The 15,445-nt window shown below is 51.1% G+C and carries 13 protein-coding genes and 1 other RNA gene; 3 read left to right on the top strand and 11 right to left on the bottom strand.

Translation table 11 applies throughout. The annotated features are described in order from the left end of the window. Positions 1-4: 4 nt before the first annotated feature. The 8 genes from mraY to IE181_RS08420 form a co-directional block, all read right to left on the bottom strand. Positions 5-1,081: a phospho-N-acetylmuramoyl-pentapeptide-transferase gene (gene mraY / locus IE181_RS08455; protein ID WP_191251945.1), complete on the bottom strand. Its 1,077-nt coding sequence runs from the start codon at positions 1,079-1,081 to the stop codon at positions 5-7. A gap of 15 nt (positions 1,082-1,096) precedes the next feature. After that, positions 1,097-2,554 carry a UDP-N-acetylmuramoyl-tripeptide--D-alanyl-D-alanine ligase gene (locus IE181_RS08450; RefSeq protein WP_191251943.1) on the bottom strand — a complete coding sequence of 486 codons (1,458 nt, stop codon included), beginning with the start codon at positions 2,552-2,554 and terminating at the stop codon, positions 1,097-1,099. Between the two features lie 2 nt (positions 2,555-2,556). Continuing rightward, a complete protein-coding gene (locus IE181_RS08445) occupies positions 2,557-4,020 on the bottom strand; it encodes a UDP-N-acetylmuramoyl-L-alanyl-D-glutamate--2,6-diaminopimelate ligase (RefSeq protein WP_191251941.1) in 1,464 nt (487 codons plus the stop codon). Between the two features lie 72 nt (positions 4,021-4,092). Further along, on the bottom strand, positions 4,093-5,811 hold the full coding sequence (locus tag IE181_RS08440; protein ID WP_191251939.1) for a peptidoglycan D,D-transpeptidase FtsI family protein: 1,719 nt from the start codon (positions 5,809-5,811) through the stop codon (positions 4,093-4,095). After that, positions 5,808-6,209, bottom strand: a complete 402-nt coding sequence (gene ftsL / locus IE181_RS08435; protein ID WP_191251937.1) for a cell division protein FtsL — start codon at positions 6,207-6,209, stop codon at positions 5,808-5,810. The genes IE181_RS08440 and ftsL overlap by 4 nt, the downstream gene beginning before the upstream one ends. After that, positions 6,202-7,206, bottom strand: coding sequence for a 16S rRNA (cytosine(1402)-N(4))-methyltransferase RsmH (gene rsmH, locus IE181_RS08430; RefSeq protein WP_191251935.1), 1,005 nt, complete (start codon positions 7,204-7,206; stop codon positions 6,202-6,204). The genes ftsL and rsmH overlap by 8 nt, the downstream gene beginning before the upstream one ends. After that, positions 7,203-7,670, bottom strand: a complete 468-nt coding sequence (locus IE181_RS08425; RefSeq protein WP_191251933.1) for a division/cell wall cluster transcriptional repressor MraZ — start codon at positions 7,668-7,670, stop codon at positions 7,203-7,205. Before IE181_RS08425 ends, rsmH begins: the two co-directional genes overlap by 4 nt. 447 nt (positions 7,671-8,117) lie before the next feature. Continuing rightward, positions 8,118-10,604, bottom strand: coding sequence for a zinc-dependent metalloprotease (locus IE181_RS08420; RefSeq protein ID WP_191251930.1), 2,487 nt, complete (start codon positions 10,602-10,604; stop codon positions 8,118-8,120). A 265-nt stretch (positions 10,605-10,869) separates the two neighbouring features. Between IE181_RS08420 and IE181_RS08415 the strand changes: the two genes are divergently transcribed. Further along, on the top strand, positions 10,870-11,139 hold the full coding sequence (locus IE181_RS08415; RefSeq protein ID WP_191251928.1) for a hypothetical protein: 270 nt from the start codon (positions 10,870-10,872) through the stop codon (positions 11,137-11,139). Positions 11,140-11,198: 59 nt separating this feature from the next. Here the strand turns inward: IE181_RS08415 and rnpB are convergent. Further along, positions 11,199-11,569: RNase P RNA component class A (gene rnpB / locus IE181_RS08410), an RNA gene on the bottom strand. A gap of 128 nt (positions 11,570-11,697) precedes the next feature. Between rnpB and IE181_RS08405 the strand changes: the two genes are divergently transcribed. Continuing rightward, positions 11,698-11,916: a hypothetical protein gene (locus IE181_RS08405; RefSeq protein ID WP_191251926.1), complete on the top strand. Its 219-nt coding sequence runs from the start codon at positions 11,698-11,700 to the stop codon at positions 11,914-11,916. 103 nt (positions 11,917-12,019) lie between these two features. Here IE181_RS08405 and IE181_RS08400 read toward each other — a convergent pair whose 3' ends face one another. Together IE181_RS08400 and IE181_RS08395 are read right to left on the bottom strand one after the other, a co-directional pair. Beyond that, on the bottom strand, positions 12,020-13,354 hold the full coding sequence (locus tag IE181_RS08400; RefSeq protein ID WP_191251924.1) for an amidohydrolase family protein: 1,335 nt from the start codon (positions 13,352-13,354) through the stop codon (positions 12,020-12,022). A gap of 131 nt (positions 13,355-13,485) precedes the next feature. Continuing rightward, entirely contained in the window at positions 13,486-14,127 is a 642-nt protein-coding gene (locus IE181_RS08395) for a TetR/AcrR family transcriptional regulator (protein WP_191251922.1), read from the bottom strand. 191 nt (positions 14,128-14,318) lie between these two features. On the opposite strand from IE181_RS08395, the gene IE181_RS08390 reads away from it, so the two are divergent. Next, positions 14,319-15,437, top strand: coding sequence for an efflux RND transporter periplasmic adaptor subunit (locus IE181_RS08390; protein WP_191251920.1), 1,119 nt, complete (start codon positions 14,319-14,321; stop codon positions 15,435-15,437). Positions 15,438-15,445 lie beyond the last annotated feature (8 nt).

The raw sequence follows: 15,445 nt of genomic DNA, 5'->3' as shown, positions 1-15,445 counted from the left end.
CCAACTACCTTAATTTTAGTGTTGCCAAACCAATCAGGGCCAAAATCACAGCAACAATCCAAAAACGGATGACAACTGTGGATTCTGCCCACCCTTTTTCTTCAAAATGGTGGTGAAGTGGCGCCATACGAAACACCCTTTTGCCCGTCAGCTTGAAGGATGCGACCTGTACGATCACCGAAACCGTTTCAAGCACAAAAAGCCCGCCAATGATGCCAAGGACAATCTCATGCTTGGTAACGACAGCCATTGACCCGATCATCCCGCCAAGTGCAAGTGAACCGGTATCGCCCATAAACACCATCGCAGGAGGTGCGTTAAACCAGAGAAATCCTAAACCAGCACCCAGAAGTGCGCCTGCCAAAACAGCCAGCTCCCCAGCTCCGCTTACATGTAAAATACCCAAATATTCACTGTAGACAGTATTACCGACCATATAGGCAATGAACCCAAATGCACCGGCGGCGATCATCACCGGCACGATCGCCAGTCCGTCCAGTCCGTCTGTTAAGTTGACCGAATTTGAAGCCCCCGCAATAATGAATATCACAAATGGAATGTAGAAAAGACCAAGATCGTAAGAGCCATTTTTAATCAGCGGCAAGCCAATCGACGTGCCGTTTAAGGTGGTCATCCAGTATGCGACTGCACCTGCAACAAGCAGTTCCGCAACGAGTTTTAGTTTCCCCGGAACCCCTTTTGGTGAAACTTTTGAGACTTTAAGATAATCATCCAGAAAACCAATGGTACCGTAGGATAAAGTCACCGCAATCACAGCCCAAACATACGGATTTGTTAAATCTGCCCATAGAAAAGTAGCCACCCCGAGTGAAAGCAAAATCATGAAGCCGCCCATCGTCGGCGTGCCTGCCTTGGCAATAATATGGCTTTCAGGTCCATCTTCCCGAATTGGCTGTCCCTTTTTCTGTTTGGTCCGTAGCCAGCGAATAATACCGGGTCCAATGACAAAACAAATGATCATAGCCGTCATAACCGCACCACCGGTACGGAATGTTAAATACCTGAAAAGGTTAAATATTCCTCCCTCGGCCGCCAAAGGTGTTAACAGGTAATACAGCATGATCGTTCCTTTTCTCTACTCAGCTGCTGCGGACAGTGCCATGCCGCTATGGCCAAACTCTGTTGAGACTGTGGCGGTTTCCAGAAGTGTCCGCACAACCCCTTCAAGACCTGCCTTATTTGCACCTTTGACAAGCAGCACATCATCCTGCCGAACATCGCTAAGAAGCTGTCTGGCAAGATCGGTCGTGTCATCAAACTCTTCAACGGCTAACCCTGCAGCGCGGGCTGCACCTGCCATACCCTGACCAATTGCAAACACTTTGGTCAGGCCGGCAGCACGCATCTTACCTGCCAATGCCTCATGTGCATCAGCGGTCAGATCACCCAGTTCCGCCATATCCGCAAATACGCCAACACGGCGGGCAGTGTGCCCAACCGGCAGGGCACCAATACGATCAAGTGCAGCTTCCATGCTAACGGGATTGGCATTGTAACTATCATCAATCAGCATGAAGCCCTGATCATCCCAGGTCAGATGATGCGTACGACCACGACCCCGTTCAGCAACAAGTGTCGCAAGACTAAGTGCTGCCCCGCCAAGGTCCGCGCCGGTTTCTTTCACGGCGGCAAGAACCATCAGACTATTCAGCAACCACGCCTTCCCCGGCTCCCCAATTCGGTATGTCACGATAGTACCGCCAACATCGGCAGTCAGACAGCTACAATCAAAACGCTCTGACGCATGAAGGGGGTAAACATCTGCCTCTTTGTTTTCGCATTCGGCGGATACTTTAATGACAGTGAGGCCTCGTGCCTCAGCAGCATGGATCATACGCTCGGCATACGGACCATCTGAGGCGATAATGGCTGTGCCCCCTGGGCGCATGCCATCAAAAATTCTCGCCTTTTCTTCAATAATCGCATCAATCGAGGCAAAGTTCCCAACATGCGCCGGTCCTAGCGTGGAGACTAAAACAACATCAGGCTGAATGACCCGTGCACGGTCAGACATTTCACCAGGTTCACTGATACCTACTTCAAAAATACCGTATCGTGCGCCACGCGGCATACGAGCCATGGAAACCGGTAGCCCGATATGATTATTATAACTACGCACACTAGTGTGGGTATCCCCACTATTAGCCAGCGCCTTTTTCAAAGCATGAACAATGCTTGTTTTCCCGACACTTCCCGTTACTGCTAGCGTGCAAACAGGGGCGCGCATAACTGCATAGGCCGCCATTTTCTCAAGGGCAGGCAATACATCCCCAACACGCACCAGGCGCGGCTCATCGTCCGCGATACCCTCAGGAACATCTGACACCAATACAGCTGCTGCCCCTTTACCCAGAGCTTCTTTTACGAAAGCATGGCCGTCGTAATTGTCCCCCTTCAAGGCAACGAACAAATCACCGGGCAGTACAAGCCGACTGTCCGTTTGCAGGCCATCGGCAAACCATGGCCGGGCGCTGTCTGCATTACAGGCGGTCGCCAGTTCGCTCGATGTCCAAAGCGGCTCATCAATATTCACAGTTATTTCTCCCCCGAGTGGGTACGCTGACCCAAAAGTAGTTTGACGACCTCAATGTCTGAGAAAGGCAGGACTGTATCGCCAACAGTCTGCCCCTCTTCGTGCCCCTTGCCGGCAACAATCAACATGTCGTTTTCTTCAAGCGCCTCAATTGCAGCTGCAATTGCCTGCGCCCTGTCCCCAATCTCAATTGCATCAGGGCAGGCTGCCAAAATTTCGCTACGGATAACCGAGGCTTCCTCTGACCTTGGATTATCGTCCGTGACATATACCCTGTCTGCCAAATCCGCAGCCAGCTTTCCCATTTGCGGACGTTTTCCTGCATCCCGGTCGCCGCCACATCCGAAAACAACGCTCAGCCCTGCTGGATTGTGCGCACGCGCAGATTCAAGAACATTTTTCAAACCGTCTGGAGTGTGGGCATAGTCCACATATACGGCGCCCCCCTTGGTCGTGCGCCCGATCAGCTCCATACGGCCTGGCACCCCGGTCAGATGAGACAACGTGGCCAGCACCTTATCAACATCGGCACCTGTCCCAATCGCAAGCCCTACCGCCAGCACAATATTTTCTGCCTGAAAAGCGCCAAACAAACGCACATCGACAGGGTAAACATGCCCCTGATACCCTATAGAAAAAGCCTGCCCATCAGGACGCCCTTCCTGATCCATCAAACGGAGAGCGGCATTTTCATCCCGCCCGACTGTCAGGGTATGAAGCCCCCGCCCCCAGGCCAGATCCTCGATCAGTTTACCGGCACGGCTATCAATATTGACGACTGCTGTGGATCCTGGTGCCAGCAATTCACCGAACAGGCGCGCCTTGGCAAAAAGATACCCCTGCTCCGTCTTGTGGTAATCCATGTGGTCCCGCGTCAGATTGGTGAACCCGGCAGCCTTCAGAGAAACACCGTCCAGCCGGTATTGATCCAAACCGTGGCTGGAGGCTTCCAGTGCACAGTGTGTTACCCCTACATCCGACAAAGCAGACAGGTTTTTATGCAGTGCCATAGGGTCCGGCGTTGTCAGCCCCCCCGGAGCATTATGATGCTGCGACCGCACACCCAGCGTTCCGACACTGGCAGCGTCATACCCAAGCCCACTCCATATCTGGCGCAGGAAGTCTGCCACCGACGTTTTGCCGTTGGTGCCCGTGATTGCAACCTGCACATCAGGATGGGAAGCATAAAAGCGTGCCGCCATATCGGCATAGCGACGACGTGGGTTATTATCCGCGATCAAAGGAACAGAAGGATCAGGCACAGGCGTACCAGGCAATGAAAGGATAGCACTTGCCCCAGCCTCAATCGCTGCTGGAATAAAATCGCGACCATCAACTTTGGTGCCCGGAATTGCCACAAACAAAGAGCCGGGCTGAACACGGCGACTGTCAGCCGTAATGCCAGTTATCAGAATAGTATCTGAACCGGCCGATGCCCCTAATAATTGTGACAAGGATACTGTCATCCTCTGTTTGCCCTTCGTTTGCCCTAGCCCGTGTTGCCAGCCATTCATCCCTTTCCTGAACTGGCGCCTTCTTTATCTCTTTTTGTCGTCATGAATCTTCATCGCGATTTGACGATACAAGCCTTCATCTTCTTCTTTCGGCGCGATGCCCAATATAGGAGAAGCGCGCAGAATAACATTCTTCACGACCGGCGCAGCGGTCCAGCCACCACCCCGGAACCCGTGCGTTTCCTTAATACCCTTTGGCTCATCCAACAGGGCAAAGACCACATACTGCGGATCGTCCATCGGAAATGCCCCAACAAAGGACGAAATCAACAGCTTCTCGTTATACCCGCCAGCCGCAGCTTTCTCGGCAGTACCCGTTTTCCCGCCAACACGGTATCCAATGGCTGATGCCTTTGAACCAGTCCCCTTCTTTACAACCATCCGAAGAAGCTGCCTGATCTGCCGGCTGGTGGAAGGCTTGATGACCTGCTTGCCTTCACGCACACCGTCTGTTTGGTGGATAAGTGTGGCCGGAATCAGACGACCGCCATTGACCATCGCAGAAATGCCGGTCGCAAGCTGCAGCGGGCTTACGGCAATGCCGTGTCCATAAGAAATGGTCATGGTAGAAACCTTACGCCAGTTCGTTGGATACATCGGTGCACCCACCTCAGTAATCTCAATCGGCGCAGGCTGCAGTAGCCCAATATTATTCAAAAACTCCTGCTGGCGCTCTGTCCCCAGGTCAAGCGCCATCTGCGCTGTCCCAATATTGGACGAATAGGTAAATATCTCAGGCACACTTAAATACCGCGCCTTTGGATGGTCATCCTGAATAAGGAAGCGCGAAATCCGCAACGGCTTGGTCGCGTCATAGCCATCATTCAGGGTGACTACACCTTCATCCAGTGCCGCCGCGAAAGTAAATGTTTTAAACGTGGAACCAAGCTCATAAACACCCTTGGTGGCACGGTTAAAAAGTGCCTCCTTGGAAATACCGCGTATGTCGTTCGGGTCGTAATCCGGCAGAGACACCATCGCGATGACTTCGCCTGACTTCACATCCATAACAAGACCAGCACCACCAACAGCACTGTGCGCCCGCATTGCCGCACTTAATTCATCAGCCAAAGCGAACTGAACGCGAATATCAAGAGATGTGCGAAGAGTACGGTCCCCAATGTCCACCTGTGACGAACCAGCCTTCATTTCGTCATCGAAATAATGCTCAAGCCCCGCAAGACCGTTTCCGTCCACATCAACATAACCTAGAACATGTGCTGCCAAACGGCCATGGGGGTAGATACGCTCTTCTTCGCGCTCAAACTTCAGCCCCACCTCACCAAGTGCGTTCACTTTCCATTTTTGAGCGGGGGATAGCTTGCGCTTCAACCAGACAAATTTCTTGCCTGAAGACAGCCGCTTCTCAAACGTGGCAAGCGGAACATCCGGAATAATTTCTGCAAGCTTGCGTGCTAACCCTTTTGGGTCCTTGATCATGGTCGCATCGACCGCAAGCGACGAAGTTTCCAGATTAGTCGCTAATATTTCACCATTGCGGTCAACAATGTCAGCACGAGCCATCTGAACAGGCGCAATAACAGTACGACCACTTTTAGTCGCAACTGTTTTACGAACTGCCCCCACAGGGTCAGCCAATCCAAGTTCAAGCGTACGGCCAATCAAGACCATAAATCCAAGCGAAAAGAGCGCAATTGCCCAAATCAGGCGCAACCGTGCGACATCCATCTTGGACACATTTTTGTCTACGGACTGAAACTGAAAAGACGTAATGTCGGTCATAACGCCTTCCCTTCCCTACTGGATTTATGTCTGCTTTTGCCTTTGGTCGCCTCTTCAATCTTTTTGCGAATACGCTCAGGCAGCAGAACATCAACATTACTGTCGACCTCTTCACCAGTTGGGCGAAGTGGCACCACAGCTGGCGTCAGAATAATCTGGTCCGGCTTCGGCGGCATCAGTGCTAGAAAACGCAACGACTTGTCCTGTAATTTAGAGGGCGACGTCTTATACGCCCATTCTGCTTCCAGAACCCGAATGGCTTCCTGATCCCTTTTGATCTGCACATGCAGCGCTTTCAGCTCCTGCTCTTTTTCGTGCACAGCCAACTTCAAAAGTAAAACAGCAACCCCGGCCGCTACGGCAATAAAGCTCGCCAGTATCACAAGACCTTTACGCATGCTGCCCCCCTTCTGCACCATCCCACGGCGCATCGGTTCTGACCGCCAGCCGCAGCCTGCTGGACCGGGCACGCGGATTACGCGCCTCTTCTTCCTTGGACGGCTTGACCGCACCCTTTTTCGGAAGATGAAACGCATATTCTTTCTGAACAACAGCCTGATGCGGCATGTGCCGACTACCTGTTGGCTCATTGCCGCTTTCACGCACCATGAAGGTTTTCACAATACGGTCTTCGAGCGAATGAAAACTAACAACAACCAGTCGCCCCCCAGGCCGCAAAATCTTTGCAGCACCAGCAAGTCCGCGCCGCAGCTCCCCAAGCTCGTCATTGACGAAAATTCTGAGCGCCTGAAAAGTCTTCGTCGCCGGATGGGTTTGCTTTTTGCCCTTTTTTATCCGCGGACGCCCGAGGACACTTTCAACCAATCGCGCAAGCTGCAGCGTTGTTGTAAATGGTTTTTCATCACGTGCAGAAACAATGGCATTGGCAATGCGTCTGCTGCGCGTTTCTTCACCCAACTCATAAAGAATATTGGCGATATTTTCCTCGGCGTATGTATTGACAACATCAGCCGCACTTTCCCCGGCCTTCGACATTCGCATATCAAGTGGCCCGTCAGACTGGAAAGAAAAACCGCGATCAGCTTCATCCAACTGGAACGACGACACACCGATATCAAGCACAACACCGTCAACCTGGGCTTCGCCTGCAGCAGGGATCAATTCAGCCATATCGCCGAAGCACCCGGAGACCATGGTAAAGCGGTCACCGTATGCCGTCATGGCAGACGAGCGCGTGATTGCGTCAGGGTCACGATCAATACCGAAAACCCGGCAATCTGCTGCATCCAATATAGCTCGGGAATAGCCACCATTACCAAAGGTGCCATCAACAAACACTTCACCCGGCGCTGGTTTCAGCGCCTGTAGTACTTCATCCAAAAGGACGGGGATATGTTTGCCGGTTTCATTTGCTGAAGTCATATGCGTGGTCATACCTGACCTCCGCCACCAAAAGGCTGCATGCCCGGTGCTTTTTCACTGGCGATTTTGAACTGCTCCTCCCGGTGCATTTCAAACTTATCAGGATCCCAAATCTGGAATTTGCGACCAATACCAACAAATGTTGCCTTGTCTTTAATCCCTGCAAATTCGCAAAGATCCTGCGGAATAACGACGCGCCCCTCTGGGTCAAATCCTAGCTGCTTGGCACCACCCAGGATCGTTGTGGCAATGGACATCTGGTCGGGGCTGAAAGGACCAAAATCCCCATAAAGTTTGTCAGAAAGTTGTACGAGGAACGCTTCATCTGCGCCTTCAAGGCACTCAAGATTCATTGGTTTGTAAAGGACAATACCGGCAGATCCACTTGCTGCAACGGTCGTACGAAAAGTCGAAGGAACAGACACCCGCCCCTTTTTGTCGATCTTATTCGTAAATGTGGACAGAAAAAATGCCACAGACCATCACCCCATAAATGCCATATCGACCCTTGTTGCCACGCAAAAGCAGATACTTCAGGAAATCCTGAACCCTATTGGGATATCATGGGCTGAATTGGGCGTCAATGGTATCAAATGGGAAAACATAGGTTAATTCTGGGAGGTCAATTTCCTTTCCATATTCAGTATTCCTATATTAATTCAGCACGTTATGCGATTTGTTCATTTTATGTTCACGCCCCTTAAGCCCATTCCCGATACTGAAATATATTGATATCGGTCAGCACCAAATGGGAATTTATGGGTACATGTGGGGAAAGCCATCATCACAGCCAGCGCGATCCAATGTACCGAGTCGCCTCTGGCATGTGCCTTGACCAGTAAACAAAAGAAAACCGCCCAACGCGATGTCGGGCGGCTTAAACTGGCAGCCAGGAGCTGCGGAAAATTTACGAAGGACCTGGTTTAATCCTCCAGACTTGTATCACAGTGCCAACAAGTCTCTGCAGCGCCTGCCGCCATTGCTGGCATGCCAATTGGACTACCTGGCGGGATCGTTGGATCTGACGGCAATTTCACCGCTGGCGTTTTTGCGCGGTCAAAGGCATCTTCAATCATCTCTGCCAACACCAAAGCCTGTGTGGCGGTAGGTCCAGAACGCTGCTTGCTTGCAGCCTGTGCAACTGCCTTCAGTGCCGTCTTCGCCTCTGCCCTTACAGAAATCTGTGTTGCCTCATCCTGCATCAAGCCTATCAAATGCATTGCATACCGCATCTGCACCTCACGGCGCAGATTCTGATCCCCAACACTTTCACCCCGCGGCATGTCCATGATTGCGTCTGTCATGGTATCCAATACGCCAGAGAGCCCCGTGTGACCTGGCACAGTCGCCCCCTGATCAACCAATCTGGCAACACGGGCCGGGTGTAAAAGTGCTGACAAAGTCAAATCAGCTGCCACACGGGCAGCACCTAAGCGGTCAAAGCCTGGACGTGTATTTTGCGAGAAGGATTCACGGCCAAACTGCGGATCCCCTGAAGACAGACCAAGTGGCGACAGGGCTGCGAACACGTCATCACTGATACGCAGTGCACCAGGACTGATAGTGGCCAGCAAGGCTTCCAGGGCCTGTTGTTGTTTTGACCAGGATGCCGCTACAGGCTTGGCGCGGCCATCCCCCTGATGGCGATATGCAAAGTCATAGCCTCCAACATACTTGGCCGCTGCCTGCAATTGATACCGGTGGTATAAGTATAGCGGCACAAATTTCGTTTGCAGCGCTTTGGCGTTTTCGCCGGGACGTAAGTTTTCGTCACCAAAGGTATCCAGAGCAATACGGCGCACTTCCATCAGCTCTGTGAGAGTATCGACTGCATCTGTGCCATTGTCCCACAAACTGCCGTAAATATTGCCAGAACCAAGAGGACGCGAATCCGGATCAGACACAAATCTTAGACCAGCCTCATCCGCAGCCTTAATCATAGCCGCCTGCGCAGTGCGGTCATCCTGATCGCCATAATCACCATATAGGAACTTAACCGTCCACATATCCCATGCGCCCATGCCAGTACCGTATGTGTTACTAAAGTCCAGACCGCCGTTCCCATCAGGCCGTACGTCAGGCGCAGGGTAATCCATTACGCTTTCACGGTCGCCGTAACTGCTGCCTGCCATGTTGTGTGCAAAACCAAGCGCGTGCCCAATTTCATGCGCCGATAGCTGACGAATTCTGTGTAGAGCCAATTGAACAGGGTCATCAGCTGCACCAGTCCCGGTTTTATCCGCGCCGGCGAGCGCTTCAAAAATCTTGATGTCCTGACGCACACGCAAACTCCCAAGCAACACCACACCGCGCAAAACTTCTCCTGTGCGCGGATCATGCAGCGCAGCACCATACGACCAACCACGTGTTGCCCGGTGTACCCAGTTCACGACATTATACCGTGCATCAAGTGGATGTACCCCTTCTGGCAACACTTCTACGCGGTAACCACCGGGGAAACCCGCGGCTTCAAAAGCCTCGGCCCACCAGTTACCCCCTTCAACGAGCGCGCTGCGAATGGGCTCAGGTGCGCCATTATCCACATAAAAGATGATAGGATTTATAACCTTGCCGTTTTCATCTTTCTGCAAGCGGAAACGACGGGCCAGCTTTACAACTGTGTCACCTTCAAGCGCTGATGACATATCCACATAGGTGTTTTCAATTATTGCTGCACGTTCGTCCGACAGACGCACCTCATAACCATCATCCGGAAGGCGCAGGAAACTATTGTGTGCAATCAGTGTAACCGAACCAGGAACAGGTGTTGTTGCCCGAACTTCTTTACCTGGCTCAGTACTTTCGAACGTGACGTACGAGTCAAATTCAAGATTTTCTGGAAAGACAAATGCCGCATCCGTTTTCACGAAAGACTTATCTGCAGCCAGTCTGAAGTTGCCTTGACCAGTTTGTTTCAGCCGGGCAGCCACCCCAACCGGGTCACGCTTCAGAAACCCTGATAGGTCGATCAAGATACGACCCGTGCCTTCTTCCACCTCCAGTATGCTCGTTGACCAGATAATAGACTGGGCAAAGCTGGTCTCCACTGCTTTTTGCTCTGCCTTATTATTTGCCGTTGCCCGAAAGTCTGTATTTTCGACCATTACAGCAACTTTGTCCCCCATTTTACGGAAGGACAGAATTTGACTGCCACCCGGTACACTGCGGTCAAGCCCCACAGGATTTGATCCCAGGCCCGCTGTTAAATATCCGGCATGAATATACCGACCAAGCACCCCGTCTTCATTCGGTGCATCCAGTGCGACCAACACCTGCCCTGTACCTGACTGCACATACGTCTCTATCAGACCTTCATGTCTGGTAGCGCCGTCCACCGCCTCTCCAAAATCAGCCATTGCCACTGCGGATAGTGCAAACACGGATGCTGTTAAGCCCAAAATCTTTTTCATAAAATCCCCCTGATATTTTTAACTTATACAAATTCACGGGGATGATAATCAGTCCCCCATAACGTTCAAAGAACTATTTTTGAAAAGTTATTCGCAAAATTTTAATAATTTTCTTTTGTTTTTTTATTTCTAGAACGATCGGTCTATGATATGGGAGTGCACCGACAGAAATTGCCTTTGATGAGGCACCTGTCACATCGGGCGGATGGTAAAGTGTATTGCAGGATCAGCTTAGGCCCCTGATCAGGTAATTGGGGAGTATTCCATGACCGAAGAAGATGCCGAAAAAAAGGACCTAACTGTAGACAGCACCCTGCTGGAACTTACAGAGAAAAAGCTAGAGAAAGCTCAGGCGGAAGAAGAAAGCTATGCTAATCTTATGCATAACAATGCAGAGATGGGCGAACTTGCTGCCCGCTTCTGCTATGCTGCGGCGGGCCTACCAACGCCAATCATTGAAGAGATTTTAGAGCTGTTTGAGACGATCAGTGACAACCATCGCTCGGGAAAATATCAAGACAGGCGCCCCTGCTAGAAGACAGTAGCCCTTAGCCCCAAACGTAGAAACTGCCGATTATCCGATACAGAAAAGTAATTGGCAGATGGCCTGTAAGCCGGGTTCTGTCCTGCCCGAAGGCATGGATGACCATTCATCTAGACAGCCTGTTGCCAGACTGTTCATGCAACCACCCGGATACGACGCGGAAATTCGCCAGTTCAACTGAATGAACTCTCATCCCTATTGGTTTTGCTCCCGGTGGGGTTTACCATGCCGCTGCTGTTACCAGCCGCGCGGTGCGCTCTTACCGCACCCTTTCACCCTTACCAGCCCAAAGACTGGCGGTCTGCTCTCTGTGGCACTTTCCCTAAGGTCGCCCTCGCCGGTCGTTAACCGGCACCGTATTTCCGTGGAGCCCGGACTTTCCTCCTCCCGCTCAGCGGGCGGCGGCCATCCAGCCATCTGCCAGCATTCTCATTGCACTCCAATCCCTTTTCGTCAAGCCAGATTTCTGCCAAAATCCACCATTAGGATTGCATTGGATGGCCATTTAAGGCAAAGTCGCGAAAATTTTTCGAAAAGGACCTGTAACAGATGAATAAAATCCTTGCGCTTTCCCTGCTTCTTGGTTTGGCAGCATGCGGTGATAAAGCGGACGAAATTATCTTTGACACCCGTCTTGGTCCAGAAACAAAATCTCAGATTGCCCCTCTGCCATCCGGGCTAGTTGGTGACAAAGACAACGCCCGTCATATGTCCCAGGAAAAGAAGGGCAAAAACCTGGAATCCACGGACGGAACGGGTACAGCCTGATTATACGGCAACTATAAACTTCTGGAAATTCAAAAGGCTGGAGAGCTACCTCTCCAGCCTTTCTTTTATCTGCGTATAGTATCCAGCTGACACCTAGTAAGGATCAATCTTTTTTATAGATACGCCCGTCTTTCATCACAAAAGATACCTTGCGAATATCCTTGATGTCAGCCAGTGGATCACCATCAATAGCGATAATATCAGCCAGCTTACCAGCTTCAACTGTACCAAGCTCGTCTGACTTACCCAGAAGGTCTGCACCATTGACGGTAGCCATCTTCAAGACATCGGACGTTGTCACACCAAGATCAACAAGCCATTCCAGCTCCCGGTAGTTTTCGCCGTGCGGCGCAACGCCAGCATCACTACCCGTCGCCAAGGGAACGCCAAGACTATAAGCTTCTTTAACTGTCTCCGGGGCAGCTTTGATAAAGTGGTCGTTATGCAGACGGACCTTCTCTGTGGTGCTGTCTTTTTTCTGCATGTCCGCCAGGAAGTCCTGAACCGCCAAAGTAGGGATATAATAAACACCCTTTTTCTTCATCAGCTTGAGCGCTTTTGTATCCATGAAAGTACCATGCTCAATCGACTTCACGTCATTTTCAAGCACATAGAGGGCGCTATCACGAGGATGAGAGTGCGCTGCTACCGGAATACGGTATTTTTCAGCTACTGCAAAAATCGCCTTGATTTCATCATCAAAGAATACCGTTGGGAAATCTTCCTCTGAACACATCTGGAAACCAGAACATGAAGAATAGATTTTAAGCCATTCCGCACCTGCACGAATATTATCACGGGCAAATTTGCGGCAGCTTTCTACACCGTTACAGTTATTATCACCGGACCGGCCACCCACGCCAATAGTCTGCCCAGAGGAGAAAATGCGCGGCCCCGGAATATCACCTTTATCCATACGCTTGCGGAGTTTGAAGATAGTTCCGTCACGCGCCCCTAGATCGCGTACGGTCGTAAACCCAGCCATCAGGGTTTTCGAAGAATTGACCACGCCTGCAATTGCATAATCACCGGCATTCGGGTTGGAGACACCTCGCTCCCCCATCAGATGGACATGCATGTCCATCATACCGGGCATAACAAACTTCGTAGTCATGTCAGCGACTGTAGCATCCGCGTGCCCCGCATCTTCAGCCGAGACATAGCCGTCCACCACCTTAGTAATCTTGTTACCCTCTACGATGATGGATTTTTCCGTCAGCACATCTTCACCAGGTGCAGCCAACAGCCGCCCCGCATGAATAACGGTGACAGATTTTTTCTTTTCTTTTTTCTCCGCCTTGTCAGTACTTTCAGTTTTCTCAACCGCAGCTTCATCCTTGGCTGCCTTATCTTTTTCGGCATCCTGCGCATGCAGACCAAAAAGCCCAGCGCTTAGCATGCTGATAAACACAAAAAATTTCAGGAATATGGATCGCATAAAAGTCCCCCTTGTAAGCAACAAACATCTATAGACAAATATTTATACCGCGCTTTCCTACCCTACAGACAGCGCCTGTGAACCCTGCTAACTACCTTTGCATGAAGCTAGTTACCCAGTACAGAAACATACTATGCTGGTTGTTTGCGATATACCATCAAAAAGCCAATGGCACATTCTTCAGCGTGTGCGCGAACGGCGGCTTCATCGACCGTATCAACAAGGCCGATTGCCAGTTGAAAATGCAATTCCCCCTTCAGAAGAGCCAGCAAATGCTTGGCCGCGGCTTCCAGATCATCAATTTCAAGCTCACCCGCTTCAACCCATCGTGCCAGAAAATGCACCAGCTTTTCTACCATCAACCGAGGGCCCGCTTCCCAGAAAATTTTTGCAAGTTCTGACCCTTTTGGCGCTTCTGCGACCAATACGCGGTACACGCTCATGGCATCATCGCTGACAAGAAGCTGCGCAAACTGATTACAAATCTCGACTGTGTCGGCTTCCAGTGAGTGATCAGCGTCATCATCCTCAGTCTCGTCCGGAAAATGTTCGCCGATCCTGCGGCGCACACTTTCACTGAATAACTGCTCCTTTGAAGAAAAATGGCTATACACAGTTTGCTTGGAAACGCCTGCATGCTTTGCCACGGCATCCATGCTGGTCCCAGCGAAGCCATTCTCCAGAAAAAGCTCGCTTGCCGTTTCAATGATTGCAGAATTTTTTTCACGGTCACGAGGCCTGCCCCTACCCTGTCGTTCTGTTCCTTCAGGCATTAGGTTTCTTACGGCATTTGATGTCACTGTTAACCTCTATGTTGTTTTTCTGTCATACTTACACAAAGTTATTCATAATTGAAACGGCAGGTATGCAATTACTTAACAGACTATTCAGTCTAGTTTATTGTATAAAGCTTAATAGCAGGATAATTAACCTAGCCCGAAAACGACAGCAGCGGAACAAATTAATGCAAATATCACGGAAACATCTAATCGGTGGCGCGATAACCCTGTGCCTCGGCATACTGATTACAGTACGTTTGGGTGCCAGCCCACAGACCGAGGAGACAGCCCCCAAGCCCCTTCCTGTGAAGACCGTTACTGCACATTTGCAGGACACGTATCAGGTGCGGCGCTCTTTTACCGGACGTGCGATCGCACGCCGCGAAAGCCATCTATCCTTTGAGCTTGGCGGCACCCTGAAGTCTGTTGCAGTTGATTTTGGCAGTACAGTACAAAAAGGGGATGTACTGGCATCGCTCGACACATCACGTCTGGAAGCACAGCTAAATCAAATGCTGGCGGAACAGGAAGAAATTGCTGCAACGCTTCGTTTGGCCGAAAGAACATTAAGCCGCACACAAGAAACTTTTAAACGCGGCCACACATCGGCGCAGCGGCTGGACGAAGCAGAAGCCAATATGATTTCTCTTCAGGCGCAGGAGCGCAGACTGGCCGCCGCAGTCAATGCTGTGCGCATTGATCTTGGAAAACATACACTGACAGCCCCCTATGACGGCGTGATAACTTCCCGCACCGCAGATGAAGGGTCTGTATTGGCCGCTGGCACACCCTTGCTGCAGATCGTTGAAGCAAGCGTGATCGAAGCCCACATCGGCATGCCAGCTGATTTTGCATCTGCCAGTGCACTTGCTGATCAGGTAAAGCTCTATACTGCCAGCAGACAGCAAATAACGGACTTCAAGATTAAATCCGTGGTGCCGACGCTTAGTGGCCAAACACGTACCATGTTGGTAACTTTCGAGTTGCCTGCAGGCGCTGCTAAACACGGGGAGCTTATTCACGCAGTTATTGACGATACCCTGCAATCAACGGGGGCATGGCTTCCACTGCGTGCGGTTTCCTCTGATGTGCGCGGACTTTGGCGTGTCTATAAGGTGTTCGAAGATGAGAAAGGCCATTATGTCCGCTTTGAAAACATCCAGATCATCTACACGGACAAAGAGCGTGTCTTTGTAACGGGTACTATCTCTGACGGGGATATAATCATCTCCAACGGGATGGACCGGCTGGCCCCTCGTCAACGGGTGAGAATTGTTTCCTCAGACCCGTCACCACAGGACTAAGGGGAGAA

The sequence above is a fragment of the Kordiimonas sediminis genome, assembly GCF_014656395.1.
GTDB classification, from domain to species: domain Bacteria; phylum Pseudomonadota; class Alphaproteobacteria; order Sphingomonadales; family Kordiimonadaceae; genus Kordiimonas_A; species Kordiimonas_A sediminis.
This window is presented reverse-complemented; position numbering and strand designations above follow the sequence as displayed.

What these genes read in the sequence shown, in the direction of transcription:
- rsmH (WP_191251935.1), bottom strand. Translation starts at nt 7,206, where the DNA reads ATGACCACGCATATGACTTCAGCAAATGAAACCGGCAAACATATCCCC.
- IE181_RS08400 (WP_191251924.1), bottom strand. Translation starts at nt 13,354, where the DNA reads ATGCGATCCATATTCCTGAAATTTTTTGTGTTTATCAGCATGCTAAGC.
- IE181_RS08390 (WP_191251920.1), top strand. Translation starts at nt 14,319, where the DNA reads ATGCAAATATCACGGAAACATCTAATCGGTGGCGCGATAACCCTGTGC.
- IE181_RS08440 (WP_191251939.1), bottom strand. Translation starts at nt 5,811, where the DNA reads ATGACCGACATTACGTCTTTTCAGTTTCAGTCCGTAGACAAAAATGTG.
- ftsL (WP_191251937.1), bottom strand. Translation starts at nt 6,209, where the DNA reads ATGCGTAAAGGTCTTGTGATACTGGCGAGCTTTATTGCCGTAGCGGCC.
- IE181_RS08405 (WP_191251926.1), top strand. Translation starts at nt 11,698, where the DNA reads ATGAATAAAATCCTTGCGCTTTCCCTGCTTCTTGGTTTGGCAGCATGC.
- mraY (WP_191251945.1), bottom strand. Translation starts at nt 1,081, where the DNA reads ATGCTGTATTACCTGTTAACACCTTTGGCGGCCGAGGGAGGAATATTT.
- IE181_RS08420 (WP_191251930.1), bottom strand. Translation starts at nt 10,604, where the DNA reads ATGAAAAAGATTTTGGGCTTAACAGCATCCGTGTTTGCACTATCCGCA.
- IE181_RS08395 (WP_191251922.1), bottom strand. Translation starts at nt 14,127, where the DNA reads ATGCCTGAAGGAACAGAACGACAGGGTAGGGGCAGGCCTCGTGACCGT.
- IE181_RS08445 (WP_191251941.1), bottom strand. Translation starts at nt 4,020, where the DNA reads ATGACAGTATCCTTGTCACAATTATTAGGGGCATCGGCCGGTTCAGAT.
- IE181_RS08415 (WP_191251928.1), top strand. Translation starts at nt 10,870, where the DNA reads ATGACCGAAGAAGATGCCGAAAAAAAGGACCTAACTGTAGACAGCACC.